Below are 20,617 nucleotides of genomic sequence, written 5' to 3'. Positions count from 1 at the left end.
TGGGCCATGTCAGCGGACGAGGTGCTGCGGGCACTAGGCACCATGCCTGCTGGGCTGGATGCGGCCGAGGCCGCCGCGCGTCTTGAGCGGCACGGGCCGAACCGGCTGCCCGAGCCGCCCCGGCCTTCTGCGCTGGCGCGGCTTGCGCGGCAGTTCGGCAACCTGCTGATCGTGGTCCTGATCATCGCTGCAGGGATCACGGCGCTGCTGGGGCACTGGATCGATACGGGCGTCATCCTCGCGGTGGTGATCGTGAACGCGGTGATCGGCTTCGTTCAGGAAGGACGGGCCGAGCAGGCGATGGAGGCGCTGCGAGACATGCTGGCGCCCCGCGCCTCGGTCCTGCGGGGCGGGCAGCGGCAGGGGGTGGATGCGTCGCAGCTTGTGCCGGGCGACATCGTGCTGATCGAGGCTGGCGACCGGGTGCCGGCCGACCTGCGACTGATCGAGGTGGCGAACCTGACCGCGGAAGAAGCGATGCTGACGGGCGAGTCCCTGCCGGTGCGCAAGGCGCTGGCCCCGGTCGCGGCCGAGGCGCCGCTTGGCGACCGCAGCTCGATGGCCTTCAGCGGCACCATGATTGCCGAAGGCACCGGCACCGGCGTCGTAGTGGCGACGGGGCCGGCGACGCAGATCGGCCGCATCAGCGACATGATGAGCGCGGTCGAGGTGCTGACGACGCCGCTGATCGCCCAGATGAGCCGCTTTGCGAAAGTGCTGACCGGCTTCGTGCTGGCGGTCGCGGCCCTGGTCCTGGCCTTCACCAGCCTGGTCCGCGGCACGCCTTTCGCCGAGGGCTTCATCGTCGTCGTCGGCCTGATCGTCGCAGCAATCCCCGAGGGCCTGCCGGCGGTCCTCACAGTCACCCTCGCCATCGGCGTCCAGCGGATGGCCGCGCGGAGCGCCATCATCCGCCGCCTGCCATCCATCGAGACGCTCGGCGCAGTTTCCGTCATCTGCTCGGACAAGACCGGCACGCTGACCCGGAACGAGATGGTCGTGGCGCGCATCGCCACAGCCGAAGGCGATGCCGAAGTCGGCGGCGCCGGCTACGCGCCCGAAGGCGACGTCACCGGAGCGAGCGGTGCGGCGCTGCCTGGCTTGGGGCGCATCGCGGCGCTCTGCAACACCGCGCATCTCCGCCATGACGGTGCTTGGCGGGTCGAGGGCGATCCGATGGAAGGGGCGCTGCTCGCACTGGCCGGCAAGTTGGGCGCGCCCTGGCAGGACCGCCCCGCGCCCGAGGCGGCAATCCCCTTCGACGCGCGCTATCGCTACATGGCGGTGCTGCAGGACGGGATGATCCTCCTGAAGGGGGCGCCCGAGGCCGTTCTGTCGCGTTGCGACAGCGCCCTTGGCGCCACCGGGCCGCTGGACCGCGCTGCGTGGGAGGAACGTGCCGAAGCCATCGCGGCAGACGGGATGCGCGTTCTGGCACTGGCGCAGAAGCCGCATGACGGGCCGGCCTTGGACCACGCGGATGTCGAAGCCGGGCTTGTCCTTGTCGGCCTCGTTGGCCTGATCGACCCGCCGCGTCCCGAGGCGATTGCCGCCGTGGCCGACTGCCGCCGCGCCGGCATCGCGGTCAAGATGATCACCGGCGATCACGCGGGCACCGCCGCCGCCATTGGCCGCCAGATCGGGCTGGCGCGCCCGGACCGCGCGCTGACCGGGGCGCAGATTGACGCGCTGGACGACGAGGCGCTGATCGGCGCCGCAGCGGGCACCGATGTCTTTGCCCGCACCAGCCCCGAACACAAGCTGCGCCTCGTGATGGCGCTTCAGGCGCCGGGGGCCGTGGTCGCGATGACCGGCGACGGCGTGAACGACGCGCCTGCGCTGAAGCGCGCAGATGCAGGCATCGCGATGGGGCAGAAGGGATCTCAGGCGGCGCGCGAGGCGAGCGATCTGGTGCTGGCGGACGACAACTTCGCCTCGATCGTAGAGGCGGTGCGGCAGGGGCGGACCGTCTACGAGAACCTCAAGAAGGTGATCACCTTCCTGCTGCCGGTGAACGGCGGCGAAAGCATGAGCCTGATCATCGCCGTCCTCTTCGCGCTGACCTTGCCGATCACGCCCCTGCAGATCCTGTGGGTGAACATGCTCAGCTCGGTCGCGCTGGCCATGGCGCTGGCCTTCGAGCCGCCCGAGAAGGGCGTGATGGCACGCCCGCCGCGTCCGGCCTCGGCGCCGATCCTGTCGCGCTTCGTGCTCTGGCGCATCATGCTGGTCTCGGTTCTCTTCACCATCGGCATCTTCGGACAGTTCGAGATGGCGCTGGCGACAGGGGCGGATCTGGACGTGGCGCGGACCATGGCGGTCAACACATTGGTCGCGATGGAGGTGTTCTATCTCTTCTCGGTCCGTTACCGGCACGGCGCCTCGGCGACAGTGGAGGGCTCGCGGGGCACGCCGGCCGTCCTGATCGCGCTGGCCGTCGTGCTGGCATTGCAGGCGCTTCTGACCTACGCGCCGCCGCTTCAGGCGCTGTTCGGCGCGGCTGCGCTTTCCCTGTCGCAACTGGCCACCTGCGCCGCTGCGGGCGCCGTGCTTCTGGCGGTGCTGGAATTCGACAAGCGCGCGGCCGCCTTCTGGAAGCGCAGCCCGACAGGAGACACCGCATGAGGGTCCTCGTCTTCAACGCCGGCAGCTCCAGCCTGAAGCTGGGCGTCTTCGACGGCGAGCAGCAGGTCTTCAAGGCCAGCTTCGACCGTTTCGGCCCGGAGGGTTGCGACCTGAAGATCGGCGGTGAGACCAGCCGCGCCCCGCAGCCGGATCTCGCTGGCGCCATCGCCGCCGTTCCGGCGCTGCTGGATCGTCACGGCGTCGAGAAGATCGACGCTGTCGGCCACCGATTGGCGCATGGCGGAACCGGCTTCACCGCCCCGGTGCGGATTGACGACGAGGTCGAGACCCGCATCGAAGCGCTGACGCCGCTGGCGCCGCTGCATAATCCGGCGATGCTGCAAGCGGTTCGGCTGGCGCGGCAGCTGTGGCCCGACCTGCCGCAGGTCGCGGTCTTCGACACCAGCTTCCACCTGACGAACCCCGCACGCGCCACCACCTACGCCGTGCCCAAAGCGTGGCGCGAGGCCGGGCTGCGGCGCTTCGGCTTTCACGGCACCTCGCACCGCTACGTCGCTCAGCGCGCGGCCGAGGCGCTTGGCCAGGACGCGAAGGACCTCAGGATCGTCAGCATCCACCTCGGCAACGGCGCCAGCGCCTGCGCGGTGCAATACGGGCGCAGCATCGACAGCTCGATGGGGATGACGCCGCTGGAGGGGCTGGTGATGGGCACGCGCTCGGGCGATGTCGATCCCGGCGCCTTCGGCTTTCTGCAGCGCGAGCTGGGGCTGGACATTCCGCAGATCGAGGCGGCGCTTTACGCAGACAGCGGCCTCAAGGCACTGACAGGCAGCGCGGACATGCGCGATGTCGAGGATCGCGCGGCGGCGGGCGACCTTGAGGCGCAGCTGGCCATCAACATCTACGCCTACCGGGCGCGGAAGTATCTCGGCGCCTATGCGGCGGCGATGGGCGGGCTGGATGCGGTCGTCTTAACCGGGGGGATCGGCGAGAACTCGGCATCGATGCGGCGGCGCATTTGCGACGGGCTGGGCTTTCTGGGGCTGATGCTGGACGACGACCTGAACCGCGCGCCCGACCTGACCGATCGCGCTGCGCCGCAGATCCAGGCGCAGGGCAGCCGCGTCGCGGTCATCGTGACCGAAACAGCCGAGCAGCTGATGATCGCCCGCGAGGTGCGCCAGCTTCTGCTCCGGTCCGCGCCGGTCCCGCGCAGCATCCCGGTGGCCGTCTCGGGCCGCCACGTCCACCTGTCGGCCGATGCGGTGGAGGCCCTGTTCGGCCCCGGCTACCGCCTGAACCCGGGGGCGCCCCTGCGGCAGCCCGGCAACTGGGTCGCAGAGGAACGCCTCTCGCTGGAGGGGCCGAAGGGCCGGCTGGAGCGGGTGGCGATCCTCGGCCCGCTGCGCCCGCGCACCCAGATCGAGGTATCGCGCACCGACAGCTTCGCGCTTGGACTCGACGCGCCCGTCCGCGACAGCGGCAAGCTCGACGGCACCCCCTCCGTGCGCCTGATCGGGCCGGCCGGGCAGCTGGACTGCAATGGCCTGATCGTCGCCGCGCGGCACATCCACACCAGCCCCGCGGATGCCGAGGCCATGGGCCTCACCGATGGCAGCCTCATTCGTGTCCGAGTCACCGGCGCGGGCGGCCGCGACCTGGTCTTCGACCGCGTGCTGATCCGGGTCGCACCCGGCACGGTGACGGAAATGCATATCGACACGGATGAGGCCAATGCCGCCGGCATTAGCGGCGCCGGAGAAGGAGAGCTGGCAGGAAAGGCTGTTGCTGAACTCTGAAGGGAGAGGCGCATTGCTCCAAACCGGCCGGTCACTATGCGCCTCTGTCAGCGGCAGGGTCCCCCAAAGCGGCCTTAGCGGCGCTGCAGCGAAAGTGCGCAGCCAAAAGGCCGAAACGCGAAGCTCCCGCTCGGGACATCAACTTACCCCAAGCGGCCTGAGGATCTGCTGGGCGATGCCGGGCTGATGAAAGAGCTGAAGGTCCGGCTGATGGAACGGATGCTGGGGGCCGAACTGACCGCCCATCTGGGCTATGAGGCCGGTGCGGTGCCGCCAGCCGAACAGAGCAACCGCCGGAACGGGGTTGCGGCGAAGCGCGTGAAGGGTTCGGACGGCGAGGTGCCGCTTTTGGTTCCGCGTGACCGGGACGGCAGTTTCGAGCCGGAGCTGGTGAAGAAAGGCCAGACCCGGATCGACGGGGTGGATGACAAGATAATCGGGCTCTATGCCGCCGGGCTGTCGGTGCGCGACATCCAGGCCCATCTGGAAGAGCTTTATGGCCTGAGGGTCTCGCCCGACCTGATCAGCCGTGTCACCGATGCCATGCTGGGGGAGGTCCGGGAATGGCAGCACCGGGCACTGGACCGGATGTATCCGATCGTCATTTTCGACGCGCTGCGGGTTAAGATCCGCGATGCCGACAGCCGGATGGTCAAGAACAAGGCCGTTTACATCGCCCTCGGCGTCACCCGCGAGGGGGAGCGGGAGGTTCTGGGCCTGTGGATCGCCGACAACGAGGGGGCCAAGTTCTGGCTGTCTGTGATGAATGAACTGCGCAACCGGGGCGTTCAGGACATCCTGATCGCCGTTGTTGACGGGCTGAAGGGCTTCCCGGAGGCTATCACCGCGGCCTTCCCCGAGACCATGGTCCAGACCTGTATCGTCCATCTGATCCGGCATTCGATGAACTTCTGCAGCTGGAAGGACCGCAAGGCAGTGGCCGCCGATCTGCGCCCGATCTACGAGGCCCCGACCGCCGAGGAGGCCGCCCGCCAGTTGGAGGTATTCGAGGAAAAGTGGGCCGGGAAATACCCGTCCATCGCCCCGGCCTGGCGCCGGGCATGGGCCGAGGTCACGCCGTTCTATGCCTTCAGCGCGGCGATCCGGAAGATCATCTATACGACCAACGCAGTGGAATCGCTGAACCGGGTGCTGCGGAAAACGCTGAAGACCAAGGGCTCCTTCCCGACCGAGGAAGCTGCCACGAAGCTGATCTTCCTGGCCATCCGCAACTTCGAGAAGGGCGGCCGCGCCGTCCGGGAGTGGGTTGCGGCCCGCAATCAGCTGGCCATAATGTTCGCCGGGCGCTTCGACGCCTGAACGTATCTGAAAACCGCATGGGCCCGCTCAGATACACAGAGTTCCTGACACTCCCCGGGCCGAAGGCCATGATCTTTGCTCACGGCTTCGGCTGCGATCAGAACATGTGGCGCTTCGTCTGGCCCGCCTTTGCCAACGAGTATCGCGTCGTGCAGTTCGACCATGTCGGCTGCGGCGGCTCGGACCTGAGCGCCTATGATGCGAGCAGATACGCCTCCCTGGACGGCTATGCCGACGACCTCAGGGAGATTTGCCATGAGCTTGATATCACCCATGGCGTCTTTGTCGGCCATTCAGGTCCTGTTCACCTCGGGCTATACGCGCAACGCCGTCGTCCATAACGGCACTTGATCCCTCTGTGAACCTTCTGCAGAAGCCGGCTTCGCTGGAGCAACTGGCAGCAAAGGTCAGAGCGGTGCTGGATCAGTAGCTCGGACTGTAGCGATGCTGCGCTCATAGAAAAATGTCGGTGCCGCTCGCTGCCGCCCACGCACTAGCCCAGGACTACTGTCTACTCTTGCCTTGCTGCAGTTGCTGTCGGACGCGTTTTTCCGCCCGCTAGCAGCGGCGCAGGGCAGAGGGCGCTTTGGGAAGAAGCCAGTGTCTGCTTGGGCTTGATGCTGCACATGCTCAGCGGCACCACAGACAGACCGCTGTCCGCCCTTCAGGTCGATCATGGCGTCAGTGGTGCTGCGGCGGAGACGAACGGCCGCTTCCACGTGATGCGCAAGGTCCTTGCTGCATCACTGACAGGCCGCTCTCCGCCCGTTGCGATGGACCAAGCGCCTGCGGAGCTGCGCTGGCGGCGAATGACCGCTTCTGCATCGTGAGGCTTTCGGTTCGCCGCACTGCCGTCAGGCCGCTTTCCGCCCCTTCCCGCCATCTACTCTACATCATCAAGAGCCGCGATACCCTCTGCTCGAACCCTTGCCGGACGGAGTCGCACAACCCACCAGGGAAGCCTGGCGGCATGTCCGCCACGGCCGCATCGAACGCCTGTTGGCCCTTGCCTTAATGTCTTCGAACACCTGTGCGACCTGTTCGCGCGAGAAGCCTGCCGCAAGGCCCGTCTCGACGAAGTGCCGACCCTGGATCTCTGATACCTTGTAGTGCCGACCCTTGCCTACCCGCATGGCGAGCTTCATGTCCTTGATCTTAAGCTGCCCGGCATCCAGCGACGGCTGCACGGTCAGCACATCGTAGAGTGGCGTCATCGTGAAGCGGCCGCCGGGCGTCAGCGCGATACTGAAGTTCTTGGCATGGCCGTCGGTCGCGCCGATCAGCCAGAACAGGACATTGGCCTTGAGGAAGTCGGCGCGGTCACGCAACGGCTCGTCGCTGCCCTGAAGTAACTCACAGATCTCAACGGAGCCGGGGCCGCCCTCGCTCTGGTATTTGCGTGTGGGCGGCACGGACAAAGCCTGGCAGCAATCCTCCTGCGGCAGGCGGATCAGGCGGCCGTCGTCGGCGCGCAGCCGGTCGAAGCGTTCGATGATCAGCGCCCTGGTCCCCGCAAAACTGGCGATCTAGGTGTGAGCAACCTTAAGACCGAAGGAGGCCATCAGCCTCAGGCAGAAATGCTCGTTCTCGATGCTGTCGGTCAGGTCCATGCCGTTCGGCAAGGTGCCGATCGCCGGCTTCAGGATATGCGTCGTCGGCGTCGTGCCGGTCGGCTCGACCCATTGGCCATCATGGAACAGCAGCGCGGTCTTTTCCTGCGCGCCAGCGACGGAGATGCGGAAATCCCGCTCGGCCCGGATGCCGAGGGGCGTGCGGTGCAGATCCTTCAGCATCGCGGCGATCTGGGCGTCAGAGAGAGTTGAGCGCGGCGAACATCCAGGCGATCGCGCGCGCTCTCGCACTTGCCTCATCCGGCAGCAGGCCCGGGTGGTGCTCGGCGATATGGAGGATGATCGCCCCTGATCGAACAGGGCAAGCTCGCCGTCCTCATAGGTCGGGATCTGCCCGAACGGATGCAGCGCCAGATGAGCGGGCTCCTTCATCTCCTCGAACGAAAGAAGACGAACGTCATAAGGCTGTCCCACCTCTTCAAGCGCCCAGCGCACGCGCATGTCACGCGCCAGCCCCCGACCCTCATCGGGCGATTTCTCGAACGCGGAGATCGTGGGGGGCATGGACGGCTCCGATCATGCGCATGGGCGTCAGTCGTCGAGCCTGGGATACCACTCCGCGCCGCGGCCCTCGGGCGTCGTGTCGCGCAACACCCAGAGCGGGTTCATGTCCGGCGCGTTGTGCGGATCCTGGCCGGGATCGGCGATCTCGGTGCCGCCCTCCGCCGAATAGAAATGGCGCAGGGTGCCGTCAGGATCCCGGCGAAAGACCACATAGGCCGGGTCGTCGGCGTCGCGATCGTGATTGTAGTCGGCCCAGAAGTCGCCAGACGGATCGCTGTAGAATTGCAGGCCCGTCCAGCCGCGATCGCGCGCATAGTCGAGAATGCGCGCGATCGGCGAGCCGGCGACGACCGCCAGGGCCGCGCGCTTCTGGATATGGCGGGCCTCGCCGTCCCAGGCATCGAGCATGGCCGAACACATCGGGCAGCCGGCCTTGCGCTCTGGCCCATACATCATGCAGTAGATGATCAACGTGTCGTGGTCGCCGAACATCCGCGACAGTGTGACCGACCCGTCCGCACCCTCGAAGCGATAATCCTGCGGAACCTCGCCCCCCGGCGGCAAGGCGCGGCGCCGGGCCGCGACCCGCTGGATATGGCGGCGCTGCTCGTCGAGGAGATCGAGCTGCGCGGTGCGTGCCTTGCGATACTCGGCGCTCTCGTTCGGCCAGGTGGCCGGCTTCAGCGCGGCGAGTTCATCGGCGGGGCTGAGCGTTTCGGTCATCGTCAACGTCCTTTCGTCGTCAGGATGCTGCCGTCCGAACCCGAGGCCAGGCGTGCTGCCGCAGAGATCGCCGGCGGTCGAGATCGGAGACCACGAGGGTGAGGACGAGCCTTGTTCTTCTGCATGAGGGTCTCCCTCGCACCGCTTGATGGCCAAGACTGGCATCAACGCCCCACCCGTCATGCCAGTTCCGCCCATGGACGCCGCTCTTCAAGTCATTTCCCGGGCGACTCCACGCCACGAAGAACGGCAGACGATGCCGCCGGAGGCGCGAGTTAGCCAGCTTCAGTGGGCCGTTTGATCCGCGCCATCGCGCTCGACAAAGACCCAATCCCGAAAAGTCTTGGCGTTTGATTGCATGGAACTGACGGTCAGCGGTCCCCAGAGCAGATAATAGCCGAACTCCTCCAGCACACTAGTCTGCGACAGGCATACGAGATGGCCAGCGTCGAGATCGTCCCGGATCATGGCTTCGGGACAGAGCGCCACCCCCTGTCCCGAAAGCGTCGCCGCGCGCAGCAGGTTGAAATCCTCGAAGACCGGTCCGGCGGGTGGCGGGTGATCGCCCGCGCCTGCTCGGGCGAACCATGACTGCCAGCCCGACAGATCGGTGTCATGCAGCAGCCCAAGCGCCGCAATGGCACCGGCGCGATCGCCCTGCCCCAGCCGCGCGGCCACCGGCGGGCTGCAGACCGGGACCGAGTCGCCGGGCAGGAAGGGCTCTGCCGTGATTCCGGGCAGCGCGGGCATGCCCCTGGCGAAGACGAAGGCCAGATGGACATCGTGGAAATCGATGTCGCGGCCATGCATGGCATAGATGATGCGGATCTCGAGTTCGGGATGGGCCTCGCGGAAGCGCGCCAGCCGGGGAATGAGCCAGCACACCGCGACCGAGGGAATGGCCGCGATGACAAGTGGTTGAGAAATTCTGCGCTCCTTTATCGTCTGGCAGGCCGCCGTCATCTCGGCGAAGGACAGGGAAAGCCTGCGGGCCAGTTCCTCGGCATGGGGCAAGGGGCGCGGGCGGTTGCCGTCGCGCGCGAAAAGCGGCGTGCCGAAATATTCCTCAAGTTGCCTGATTTGATGGCTTATCGCGCTTTGCGTCACGAACAGCGCCTCGGCGGCAGCGCGGAAGGATCCGGTGCGAACCACCGCCTCGAAGGCGCGGAGGGCGTTGAGCGAAGGAAGCGCGGACATCGGCATGTACATGAATTTTCCTCATCTTGCCTTGAGAAAGCCTCTTTTGACAAGACCCCGGCTTCGGCGGACTGTCGGGGCTGCCAGCCCGGTCGGGGCGTCAATCACAGGATCAGCGCATGGAACGCGAACGGCTTCAGAACTATGTCGGCAATGGCGCACAGGTGCGGCCCACCTTCACGCAGGCGGAGATGCAGCGGCGGCTGGATGCCCTTCGCACAGCCATGGCCGGCACGGAAATCGACGCGGCGCTGTTCACCAGCTATCACAATATCAACTATTATTCGGACTTTCTCTATTGCCAGTTCGGGCGCCGCTACGGGTTGCTGGTGGATCATCAGGCGATGACCTCGATCAGCGCCGGGATCGATGGCGGCCAGCCCTGGCGGCGCACCTTCGGCGGGCGCAACCTAACCTATACCGACTGGCGCAAGGACAATTACTTCCATGCCATCCGGCAGCTGACCGGCGGCGTCCGGCGGCTGGGGATCGAGTTCGACCATGTGAATATCGACCTGCTGAACCTGTTGAAGGCGGAATTTCCCCAGATGGAATTCGTCGATATCGCCCAGCCCGCGATGCGGCTGCGGATGGTCAAGTCACCCGAGGAGATCGCGCATATCGAGAAGATGACCGCCATCGCCGATCTTGGCGGCGCGGCGGTGGTCGAGGCGGTGCAGGTCGGCGTGCCGGAACACGAGGTCGCGCTGCATTCCACCGCGACCATGGTGCGCGAGATCGCCCGCACCTGGCCACATGCGGAATTGCTGGACACATGGACATGGTTCCAGTCCGGCCTGAACACCGACGGCGCCCATAATCCCGTCACCTCGCGACGGATCGAACGCGGCGACATCCTGTCGCTGAACTGTTTTCCGATGGTCGCCGGTTACTATGTCGCGCTGGAGCGCACGCTGTTCGCCGAAACCGCCAGCAACGCGCATCTGCGCCTGTGGGCGCTGAACTGCAAAGTCCATGACCGGGGCAAGGAATTGCTGGTGCCGGGCAATCGCTGCAGCGACATCGCGAAAGAGCTGAACGAGATCTATGCCGCCGAAGACCTGCTGCAATATCGCAGCTTCGGCTATGGCCACAGCTTCGGGGTGCTGTGCCATTACTATGGGCGCGAGGCCGGGCTGGAACTGCGCGAGGACTGCGACACGGTGCTGGAGCCGGGCATGGTCGTCAGCATGGAGCCGATGATCACCATCCCCGAGGGAATGCCCGGCGCCGGCGGCTATCGCGAACATGACATTCTGGTCCTGACCGAGACCGGCAACCGCAACATCACCGGCTTCCCCTATGGCCCCGAACATCTGATCGTAGACCATGGGGCGAAAGTCGCCTGCTAGGGAAAAACGGGGGGCGCCGCGACGGCGCCCCCTGTCGTTTCAACGGTCCCGAACGAAGGGCCGCCCGCCGCGCGTGACGCGGCCAATGACAACCGACAACATCCAACAGGGAAACCAGAACCATGAAGACATGTCTCAGCCTTTCGACGGCCCTGACGCTCATCGCGACCGCCGGCATGGCGGAAAGCATCACCATCATTTCCTGGGGCGGCACCTATGCCCACAGCCAGGTCGAGGCCTATCACAAGCCCTTCACCGCCCAGACCGGCATCGGTGTAATTTCGGTGGACAGCGACAACCCCGCGACGCCGATCAAGGCGCAGGTCGAGGCGGGCAATGTCACCGCCGATGTGGTCGATGTGGAATATGCCGATGCAATCCGCCTTTGCGATGAGGGTATGCTGGAGGAAATCGACCCGGCCGTGCTGCCGCCGGCCCCCGACGGCACCCCCGCGACCGAGGATTTCCTGCCGCAGGGCCTGAGCGAATGCGCAATCGGCTCGATCGTCTTCTCCACGATCTACGCCTATGACAGGACGAAATTCGCCGAGGGCGATGCGCCGCGGACCATCGCCGATTTCTTCGACACCGACAGGTTCCCCGGCAAGCGCGGCTTGAAGAAGGCGCCCAAGGCGTTGCTGGAAATGGCGCTGATGGGCGACGGAGTGCCAGCGGATCAGGTCTATGACCTGCTGTCCACCGATCAGGGCATCGACCGCGCCTTCGCCAAGCTGGACAGCATCAAGCGCGATGTCGTCTGGTGGGAAACCGGCGCCCAGCCGCCGCAGCTTCTGGCCGATGGCGAGGTGGTGATGACCGCTGCCTATAATGGCCGGATCTTCAACGCCGCCGTGTCCGAGGGCAAACCCTTCGAAATCGTCTGGGACGGGCAGGTCTACGAATACAACCTTTTCGCCATCCCGGTCGGGGCACCGAACCCCGAGGGGGCGCTGGAATTCATCAAATTCGCCACCGATACCCGGCGACTGGCCGATCAGGCACAATGGATCAGCTATGGCCCGGCCCGGCGATCCTCGGCCGGGCTGGTGGGGCTCTATCACGATGGCCAGACCGAGATGGGTCCGCATATGCCGACCAATCCCGATAATATGACGAACGCGCTTGGTTCATCCTACGACTTCTGGGTCGATCACGAGATGGAACTGGCGGAACGCTTCGGTGCATGGCTGACCGCGAATTGACAACCTTGCCCTCGCTTTGATCAAGCCGTCGACCGAGCGCGTCGAGATGCCCTGAACTGCGCCTCATGGATCACTATCTGGACTGCGCAGATCGGGGCACCTACAGCCATCGGCGGCTGCATAGCTATCCCGACGGCGGCGTCGCGCGCCTGCACGTCTACGGCCATCCGTGCGCCCCGATCCGGCCCGGCCATCGGGTATCTCGCCGGCTCAGTTCAGGCGGCGGATCTGGACAGCGGCACGGCGGCGCTGACGAAATCGGTCGTGACCAGTGCAATGTTCTGGCCCAGCCTGCTGCCGCAGACCCCGTCGATCACGTTGAGAATGCAATACTTCCTTCCATCATGGGGTGTTCGTCGGGAAAACAGTCCCCCGGACTGTTTTCCGATCCTCCTCACTCCTCGACGACGTCGTAGAACCAGACACGGTTGGACCGTTCGGCGCGCAGGCGGATACATGATCCGTCGGCGAGCCAGAGCCGGCCTCGCTTCGGTTGTTTCGCCGGAACCTTCAGCCCTTCTTGCCGCCAGATCCGCTCGACCCGCTTGTCGTTGACGACCCAACCCGCCTGGCTGCGCAGGAGTTCGGCGATCTCGCGATAGCCGTAGCGGCCATAGCGGCGGGCCAGTGCAACGATGTCCTCGGTCAGTTGCCACTCGTCGTCCCGGCCGCGGGGAATGCGGCGCTGCGTGGAGCGGTGCTGCCCCACCACGCGGCACACCCGGCGCTCCGACAAGCGCGGCAGGACAGTGCGAACGTGGTCGATGCAGGCCCGGCGGCGCGAGGGGCTCAAAAGTTTCCCCGTGCCGCCTCCGTCAGGATCAGCTTGTCCAGCGTCAGATCGGCCACCGCCTTGCGCAGCCGCTCGTTCTCCTTTTGAAGCTCCTTCAACTGGCGAAGCTGATCGCGGCTCATGCCGCCATACTGTTTGCGCCACCTGTAATAGGTCAGTTCGGAAACTCCGATCTGGCGCACCGCATCCGCCATCGCCATCCCCTGGCCGCGCAGCACTTCAACCTGCCGCAGCTTCGTCACGATCTCATCGGGCTTGTGTCGCTTCTGTGCCGTGGTGGTCCTCCTTCATGGTCAAAACCAGACTTCAAGGTGGACCCGTTCAACGGGGGGCGGATCAGTCTTGCGCCGTTCGTTCCCAAGCAAGCCATCGAGAAACTGCCCCGCCGATGCCGCAACCCGGTCCTGCGTGAACAGCACCCGCATCCGCGGCTTCACGTCCGGAAGCGACGAAGCCCTCAGTTCAAGCGTTTCCTCGACAGGCAATCCCGACATCCATGACCTCATCCACATCATGGTAGCCCACTGGTTCAGCGGTCGGGTGAAAACGCAACTGTAATGCTAAGCACAATGATCCCATATCCCGAGACCGTTTCGGGCGGCCATATCTGACGGCAATGGGCGCCAACATGACGACTGCATCGATAATCATTCGTGCCGCGCGGCACGGTCACTATGGTCTACGCCGGATTCATGGGTGGAAAAGCCTGAAGTAGTCATCTGCTAATCGAGATGGACTCCGCGCAAATCGTGCCAGCACTGGCTTATGGAAACCAGCCCCTTCACCCGACCCGAGAACGCGACCATGCCCCGGCGCGTATTCAGCAGCGGCAGAACCGGAAGTTCCTCCATGACGCGCCTGTCGGCCTGCCGATACAGCCGCATGCGTTCGGCATCAGCAAGCGTTCCCGCTGCACGATCAAGCAGATCATCCAGAAGCGGATCGCTCGCATAGCCCGCATTGAATCCCGTCGGCGAGGCGTTGCGGCTGTGCAGGACCTGCCGCAGCCACAGGTCGCTGGACATCGCCCAACTCATCTCGCTGAAAGAGACGCCCGATGCCGCGCCCTGCCGCCATTCGTTGCAATAGCCGACCCAATCGGGACGAAGCGTCATCTTCAGCCTGACACCGACCGCGGCGAGATCCCGTTCAATCTGCCGGTAGATCGCGCCGGGATCGAGTTGGGCCGAGCCCGCGCGCGCCCCAAGCGCGTGCAGCGTCAACCCCTCTGGTGTGCCCGCTTCGGCAAGAAGCGCACGGGCGCGATCCGGATCATGGGGATAGAGATCCTCGGCTTGCGGATCATGGGACGGCGAGCCGGGGGGCAACATGCCGAATGCCGGGACCGCAGCCCCGGGAAACAGTTTCGCGCACAGGGCCTCACGGTCGACCGCATGGGCGATGGCGCGGCGGACCCTGATATCGGCCATCTGCGGATCGCGCAGGTTGAAGACCAGATACCAGATATAGGGTGGATGGTATTCTGGAATCCTGAAGCCCTGCGCGGCCAGTTCCGCGAGATCGGCGCCTTCGAGGCTGTAGGCCATATCCACCCGCCCCTCGGTCAGCGCCCTGACCCGGTCGCCCGGATCGGGAAAGGGCAGAAAGCGTATCCCCGAGAGCCTTGGCCGACCGCCCCAGTAATCGTCGTTCCGCACCAGTTCGACCCCTGAGCCATGGGGCGTGTCGAAGCGCCGATGAAAGCGGAACGCGCCGGTTCCGGGCGCGCGGTCGACGCATCCGTCGGGACCGAAACGCTTCAGCGCCAGTGGACTGACCAGCGACTGCGCGCCCGGCGCGTCCTCCTGCGTCATGTAGCGCAGGAATTCCGGCGACGGCTGCGTCAGCGTGATCTCGACCGTCAGGGAATCGACTGCCCGGACCTTCGCGATCAGTTCCGCCGCCGCGCGGTTCAGATCGGCCGCCTCGGGTGAAAACATGGGCGATGCCGGATCGCAGAGGCGGGCGTAGTTCAGGACCACGGCTTCGGCATCGAGCGGTGCGCCATCGTGAAAGCGGATGCCGGGACGCAGACGGAACAGGAACCGGCGGGCGTCGTCCGAGACATCGCAGCTTTGGGCCAGACGCGGAACGATTGCGGTCGGCTGGCCCGGATTTACCGGAGCGGTGTCGAAATCGTCCTCCATCAGGCTTTCATGGGTCTGCTGGACCACGCGGCCCGTATTCCAGCCGCCGAAGGACCGGGGCGGGTCGATCCCGTCCACCTCCCAGTCCAGCGCCACGCGCAGAACATGTCTCTCATCCATTCCGGTTACTCCGTGCCGATCCTTGATTCATTGCGGTATTCATGTGGCGAACAGACGGCCGTGGTCCCGCGCATGGCGCATGACGGCCGTCTCGATCACGGCGGCTGCGCTGCATTCCATCTCGTCCAGCGCGGTCGCCAGGGCGATCCGGCTGGCCGCCAGTATCTCGGGCGCAAGGCTGGCGAGCATCGCCTGCGACGCCGCCGCAGGCAGAATGTCCAGACGCACCGCCGCCGACAGGATCATCGTGGCGATGCCCCGCATTTCCATCAGAACCGCCGCCGGGCGGGAAACGCCGCAGGCTGCCAAAATTGCCGCCGAGATCACCGCCAGATGGCCGGGGCTGCGGCCCGCGGCGATGGCCGCTGCATAGTCCGCCAGCACCGCGTCGCGCGACAGCGAGGGCGCGAGCCCCGCCAGCCTGCGACCGCATCGCCGGGAGGCCGCCTGCGCCGCATCGGTCAACTTCAGGCAATCGAGCCGGGCGTCGATGGCCAGCAACCGGGACCCGTTCCCGGAAGTCAGGGCCTGATGCGCAAGGGATGCCGCCGCCCCGTCGCAGCGGGCGCCTCCCTGCATCAGTGCCGAGACGACGATCTGCCGAAGACGCTTTTCGTCGGGCACCCGACCGTCCCGCAGCAGGCGCTCGAGTCCCAGGGCATGGGCATGACGCCCGATGGGCAGCGCCGTGTCCGACAGTTGCATCAGGGCCAGCAGCGCCGGACCATCTGCCTGCGCGCCGGGCGTCGGGTCACGGGTCATTCTGCGTGATGGTGGTGGTGGTGACGTGGCCGGTCCACCGGATGATCGTGCCCGGCCCCCGCGCAGACAGGCGGGGCATCCGCCGCAAAAGGCATCCGAGCGAAACGGATAAGCGCGGGGTCAATACTGTGCGCCAGGAGCGGGCGCGGTCAACTCCGGGGTCTCGGTCACCGGAACGATGACCTCGAAGCCTCGCAGCTCGCAGGGGGCGTGGCGATTTCCAAGGGCGTGCCCGACCCGGAACGCCGCAAGCGCATCGGTTTCCGACAGGGTGACGATCATGACCTCCTCCGGCAGGCGGGCCACGGTCAGGATACGGGTGCCGTCGTCGTCCAGAACCGCCTCGTCCGACAGCCAACCCGGCTTGCGCAGCTCGATCCCGACATCGGTGCCCGCTTCGCTGGTCCTGCGCAACCGGCGCCGGCCGGCATCGGCGGCGGCGATCCATATCCGGTCCCGCCGCCGCCGGCCGAAGCGCGGCTCATCGGCATGACCCAAGATTTCACGAACAATCAGCATGATCTTTCCCTTATTTTCTGAGGATCGGGGCGGGCCGGCCCCGCATCCGCCGCCTCGACGCGTCCCAGGCCCGGTGGCTGGCAAGACGCAGCGCCGGCGCATCGGCGGCAAGGAAGCGCGCGACGACGCCGTGACCCCAGGTCAACGGGGCCGCGCCACCGAATACCCCCTCCGTGCCGTCAAGCGCGGCGGCGATGTCGGCGGCCAGAGCCATGGAATCCACCTGCGCACTCAAGGCGAACATCGTCCCGACATAACCTTCCTCGCCCAATGCGCCTGCCAGGGCGGGATCGGCCTCGGCGGGGCAGAAGCGCGCGCCGTCGATCAGGATGTCGCGGCCCTCGCAAGTCACGACCAACCGCAGCAGGACGAGGGCATAGTCGTGCCGCTCGCCCCGCGCCGCCCGGCCCGGCGCCATGCTGTCCAGAAGGATTGCACCCGCATCCCTTTCCATCGCCAGGCGGGTGATCTGGTGATGGCAGGCCCCGGCATGGGGGATGATCATGTCCGGCACGGATTCCAGAAAACCGTTCCGCGCCACGGAAATGCGGGTCTCCTGCACGGACAGGGCTGAGAACGGCGGTGAGAAAGTCGACCACGGTAGCGGCGGGATGAGCCCGCTGCGGGCGGCGTAAAAGTCGTCCACCTTTACCCTTTCTGGCGACAGGGAGGGCGGGAGGATTTTCACCGTGGATTTGTATCGGAAGGTTCGCCTGGCTTGTTCAGAAGGCATGAGCCAGCGCGAGGCTGCGCGTCAGTTTGGGGTTTCCCGCGACAGCGTTCGGAAGATGTTGGCGTTCTCGGTTCCGCCTGGATACCGGCGGACGGCGCCGGTGAAGCGGCCGAAGCTGGATGGGTTCACCGAGATCATCGATGGCTGGCTGGAGGGGGATCGCGAGGTCCATCGAAAGCAACGGCACACGGCGAAGCGGGTATTCGAGCGGCTTCGCGATGAGCATGGCTTCACCGGCGGCTATACGATCATCAAGGACTATATGCGGGAGCGCGAGCGGCGCGGCCGAGAGATTTTCGTGCCGCTAGCCCATCCGCCAGGACATGCCCAGGCCGACTTCGGCGAGGCTGTGGTCGTCATCGGCGGCGTCGAGCAGAAGGCGCACTTCTTCGTTATGGACTTGCCGCACAGTGATGCCTGCTTCGTGCGCGCCTATCCCGCGGCGACAGCGGAAGCCTGGGTAGACGGCCACGTCCACGCCTTCGCCTTCTTCGGCAGGGTGCCGGTATCGGTCCTCTACGACAACGATCGCTGTCTTGTTGCGAAGATCCTGGCGGACGGCACACGTCAGCGGGCCACGCTCTTCAGCGGGTTCCTGTCCCACTACCTGTTCCGAGACCGCTATGGCCGCCCCGGCAAGGGGAACGACAAGGGCAACGCGGAAGGATTGGTCGGCTATTCCCGCCGCAACTTCATGGTCCCGGTCCCGCGGTTTGTGAGTTGGGCTTCGTTCAACGCCTATCTGGAGGAGCAGTGTCGCAAACGTCAGGCGGATGTTCTGCGCGGCCAGTCCGAGACCATCGGGGAACGCCTCGTGCGAGATCTGGTCGTGATGTCTGATCTGCCACCCGCGCCGTTCGATGCCTGCGACCAAGCCACCGGGCGAGTCAGTTCCCAAGCGCTGGTGCGCTACAAGACCAACGATTACTCGGTGCCGGTCGCCTACGGCCACCGCGATGTCTGGATCAGGGGCTATGTCGACGAGGTTGTGATCGGCTGCGGTGGCGAGCTCATCGCACGCCACCCCCGCTGCTATGACCGCGAGGACATGGTGTTCGATCCGGTGCATTACCTCCCGCTCATCGAGAGGAAGATCAATGCTTTGGATCAGGCCGCGCCTCTTGCCGAATGGAACCTGCCGCCGGAGTTCGCAACCCTGCGCCGCCTGATGGAGGCGCGGATGATCAAGGCGGGACGCCGGGAATATGTGCAGGTTTTGCGCCTGCTGGAAACCTTCGACATCGATGATCTCCACGCGGCCGTGAAGAAGGCCCTGCAATTGGGCGCTGTCGGCTTCGATGCCGTGAAGCACCTCGCTCTCTGCCATGTTGAGAAACGGCCGCCGAAGCTGGACCTCGATGTCTATCCCTACCTGCCGCGGGCCAACGTGGGGACCACCTCGGCGGCAAGCTACATGTCTCTGCTGTCGGGAGACGCGGCATGACCGGTGCGCCGCAGATCCTGCTTGCTCATCACCTGAAGACGCTGAAGCTCCCGACCTTCTTGCGGGAGCACGAGAAGCTGGCGCGCCAATGTGCAGCCGAGGGCCTGGACCACGTCCAGTTCCTCGCCCGACTGGTCGAACTGGAACTGATCGACCGCGAGGGACGGATGATCGAACGCCGGATCAAGGTTGCAAAGTTCCCCGCCAAGAAGAGCCTGGACAGCTTCGACTTCAAGGCGATCCCGAAGCTCAACAAGATGCAGGTGCTGGACCTTGCCCGTTGCGAATGGATCGAGCGGCGCGAAAACGTCATTGCGCTCGGACCGAGTGGCACGGGCAAGACGCATGTTGCTCTGGGGCTGGGACTGGCCGCTTGTCAGAAAGGAATGTCGGTCAGCTTCACTACGGCCGCGGCACTGGTCAACGAGTTGATGGAAGCCCGCGACGAGCGCCGCCTCCTGCGGCTCCAGAAGCAGCTGGCTTCGGTCAAACTGCTCATCATCGATGAACTGGGCTTCGTGCCTCTGTCAAAGACCGGCGCCGAGCTACTCTTCGAGATGATCTCGCAACGCTACGAGCGCGGCGCCACGCTCATCACCAGCAACCTGCCGTTCGACGAATGGACCGAGACCTTCGGAACAGAGCGGCTGACCGGCGCTCTGCTCGACCGCCTGACCCACCACGTCAACATCCTCGAGATGAATGGCGAGAGCTACAGGCTCGCGCAAAGTCGGGCCCGAAACGCCGGCCAGACCCCATAGAAAACCGCAACGCGCGCTTGAGCCCGCCGCTCGGGCTACGCCCTCCCGGCGGGCTCAAGCGCGCAAGAAAGTGGCCTGCTTTTGCGCCGCCCCGTGGCCGGTTTTTGCTCCGCCGTTGACAGAAAGCAAGCATGGTCGTGGCGATCCCAGAGGAACCAGACGACAATACTTGCCAAAGAAGGATAGCACCATCAAGTTAGGGTATCAAATACCGAAGCGATATCAGGTTCGCGCCAGTCATACGATGGTTAGAATTTCAAAGCTGCAAACGCACTGACTGAGTTGTCATCCACATTGTTCACGCCGTACTTGTTCTTGTAGTACGTATATTCCAGACCCAAGATGGCACCGCCCTCCTTGCCTACATCCCAGCGCAGTTGGGGAGAGAACACGATCTGGCTTTCGAAGCCATCGCCTTGCTCCCCGATAAAGTCCGCAAATCCCCGGATCGACAGGTTTTCATTGCCTATCATGAAGGGATAATCCCAGACAAACGTTATCTGGTATGTCGTGTCGAGGTCGCGATCGAATGGATCATCGACATTTTTATAGACATAGGCACCGGCCGTGAAGACGGAAAAGCCGCTCACGTTCAGGTCGGCGCGGACACCCGGAGCGACGACCAGAAAATCCTCGCCATGGTTGATGCCAAGATCGGGCCCGACGTCCTTGACGAACGCGCCTTGGGGAAATGTCAGCCCCATAACTTTCCCGCTCAGGTGCAGCCAGGCCTCGGCGTAGTGATGGTTTTTCGATCCGGTTCCCTGATGGTCCTTGTTAAGGTCGACGAAATAGAAAAGATCGCCCCAGTCGAACAGGGTGTATTGTTCAAAGGTCAGGGTGGTGCGGGTGGTCGAGTCTAGGCCGTTGGCGCCCAGATGAAATCCGTCGCCGTAGTGCAGCTGTATCTCGCCTCCGGAAAAAAGCACTTCGGCCTGGCCTTCATGCCCGATAATTCCCAGCCCAAGTGCCAGTATCGACGCCGGGATGATGCTGTGTTTGGTCATAAGTAATCCTCCTGTTG

The 20,617-nt window shown here is 65.2% G+C and carries 15 protein-coding genes and 3 pseudogenes; 8 read left to right on the top strand and 10 right to left on the bottom strand.

Annotated elements, in window-relative coordinates:
- Positions 1–6: 6 nt before the first annotated feature.
- From CX676_RS16385 to CX676_RS16370, 4 genes are all read left to right on the top strand, one after another.
- The gene (locus tag CX676_RS16385; protein ID WP_101754392.1) at positions 7–2,625 is read left to right on the top strand and encodes a cation-translocating P-type ATPase; all 2,619 of its coding nucleotides are present in this window, start codon (positions 7–9) and stop codon (positions 2,623–2,625) included.
- Positions 2,622–4,385, top strand: coding sequence for an acetate/propionate family kinase (locus CX676_RS16380; protein ID WP_101753516.1), 1,764 nt, complete (start codon positions 2,622–2,624; stop codon positions 4,383–4,385). The genes CX676_RS16385 and CX676_RS16380 overlap by 4 nt, the downstream gene beginning before the upstream one ends.
- 165 nt (positions 4,386–4,550) lie before the next feature.
- On the top strand, positions 4,551–5,705 hold the full coding sequence (locus CX676_RS16375; protein WP_101753515.1) for an IS256 family transposase: 1,155 nt from the start codon (positions 4,551–4,553) through the stop codon (positions 5,703–5,705).
- A gap of 17 nt (positions 5,706–5,722) precedes the next feature.
- The gene (locus tag CX676_RS16370) at positions 5,723–6,046 is read left to right on the top strand and encodes an alpha/beta fold hydrolase (RefSeq protein ID WP_198590223.1); all 324 of its coding nucleotides are present in this window, start codon (positions 5,723–5,725) and stop codon (positions 6,044–6,046) included.
- 555 nt (positions 6,047–6,601) lie between these two features.
- Here the strand turns inward: CX676_RS16370 and CX676_RS16360 are convergent.
- The 3 genes and pseudogenes from CX676_RS16360 to CX676_RS16345 form a co-directional block, all read right to left on the bottom strand.
- Positions 6,602–7,777, bottom strand: a pseudogene (locus CX676_RS16360) (HipA domain-containing protein).
- Between the two features lie 90 nt (positions 7,778–7,867).
- Positions 7,868–8,563: a DUF899 family protein gene (locus CX676_RS16350; RefSeq protein ID WP_101753514.1), complete on the bottom strand. Its 696-nt coding sequence runs from the start codon at positions 8,561–8,563 to the stop codon at positions 7,868–7,870.
- Between the two features lie 285 nt (positions 8,564–8,848).
- Entirely contained in the window at positions 8,849–9,760 is a 912-nt protein-coding gene (locus CX676_RS16345; protein WP_232816489.1) for a LysR substrate-binding domain-containing protein, read from the bottom strand.
- A 119-nt stretch (positions 9,761–9,879) separates the two neighbouring features.
- Between CX676_RS16345 and CX676_RS16340 the strand changes: the two genes are divergently transcribed.
- The gene (locus tag CX676_RS16340; RefSeq protein WP_101753513.1) at positions 9,880–11,112 is read left to right on the top strand and encodes an aminopeptidase P family protein; all 1,233 of its coding nucleotides are present in this window, start codon (positions 9,880–9,882) and stop codon (positions 11,110–11,112) included.
- Positions 11,113–11,234: 122 nt separating this feature from the next.
- The gene (locus CX676_RS16335) at positions 11,235–12,314 is read left to right on the top strand and encodes an ABC transporter substrate-binding protein (RefSeq protein ID WP_101753512.1); all 1,080 of its coding nucleotides are present in this window, start codon (positions 11,235–11,237) and stop codon (positions 12,312–12,314) included.
- A 308-nt stretch (positions 12,315–12,622) separates the two neighbouring features.
- On the opposite strand, the pseudogene CX676_RS16330 reads toward CX676_RS16335, so the two are convergent.
- The 6 genes and pseudogenes from CX676_RS16330 to CX676_RS16305 all read right to left on the bottom strand — a co-directional run.
- Positions 12,623–13,352, bottom strand: a pseudogene (locus tag CX676_RS16330) (IS3 family transposase); the annotation flags it as partial.
- Between the two features lie 93 nt (positions 13,353–13,445).
- Positions 13,446–13,619: pseudogene (locus CX676_RS16325) on the bottom strand (IS701 family transposase); the annotation flags it as partial.
- Between the two features lie 210 nt (positions 13,620–13,829).
- Positions 13,830–15,374 (bottom strand): ABC transporter substrate-binding protein, encoded by a 1,545-nt coding sequence (locus CX676_RS16320; protein ID WP_101753511.1) that lies wholly within the window; start codon positions 15,372–15,374, stop codon positions 13,830–13,832.
- A 39-nt stretch (positions 15,375–15,413) separates the two neighbouring features.
- Entirely contained in the window at positions 15,414–16,136 is a 723-nt protein-coding gene (locus CX676_RS16315; RefSeq protein WP_101753510.1) for an urease accessory protein UreF, read from the bottom strand.
- A gap of 120 nt (positions 16,137–16,256) precedes the next feature.
- On the bottom strand, positions 16,257–16,655 hold the full coding sequence (locus tag CX676_RS16310; protein ID WP_101753509.1) for an urease accessory protein UreE: 399 nt from the start codon (positions 16,653–16,655) through the stop codon (positions 16,257–16,259).
- Between the two features lie 10 nt (positions 16,656–16,665).
- Positions 16,666–17,301, bottom strand: coding sequence for an urease accessory protein UreD (locus tag CX676_RS16305; protein WP_157935973.1), 636 nt, complete (start codon positions 17,299–17,301; stop codon positions 16,666–16,668).
- Between the two features lie 43 nt (positions 17,302–17,344).
- Between CX676_RS16305 and istA the strand changes: the two genes are divergently transcribed.
- Together istA and istB are read left to right on the top strand one after the other, a co-directional pair.
- Positions 17,345–18,832: an IS21 family transposase gene (gene istA / locus CX676_RS16300; RefSeq protein WP_157935855.1), complete on the top strand. Its 1,488-nt coding sequence runs from the start codon at positions 17,345–17,347 to the stop codon at positions 18,830–18,832.
- Entirely contained in the window at positions 18,829–19,593 is a 765-nt protein-coding gene (gene istB / locus CX676_RS16295; protein ID WP_028095139.1) for an IS21-like element helper ATPase IstB, read from the top strand. The genes istA and istB overlap by 4 nt, the downstream gene beginning before the upstream one ends.
- 248 nt (positions 19,594–19,841) lie before the next feature.
- On the opposite strand, the gene CX676_RS16290 is transcribed toward istB, so the two are convergent.
- Positions 19,842–20,600: a DUF5020 family protein gene (locus tag CX676_RS16290; RefSeq protein WP_101753507.1), complete on the bottom strand. Its 759-nt coding sequence runs from the start codon at positions 20,598–20,600 to the stop codon at positions 19,842–19,844.
- Positions 20,601–20,617 lie beyond the last annotated feature (17 nt).

It is taken from the genome of Paracoccus zhejiangensis, assembly GCF_002847445.1.
GTDB classification, from domain to species: domain Bacteria; phylum Pseudomonadota; class Alphaproteobacteria; order Rhodobacterales; family Rhodobacteraceae; genus Paracoccus; species Paracoccus zhejiangensis.
Note: the sequence above shows the minus strand (reverse complement) of the source record. Positions and strands in the feature narration are given on the sequence as shown.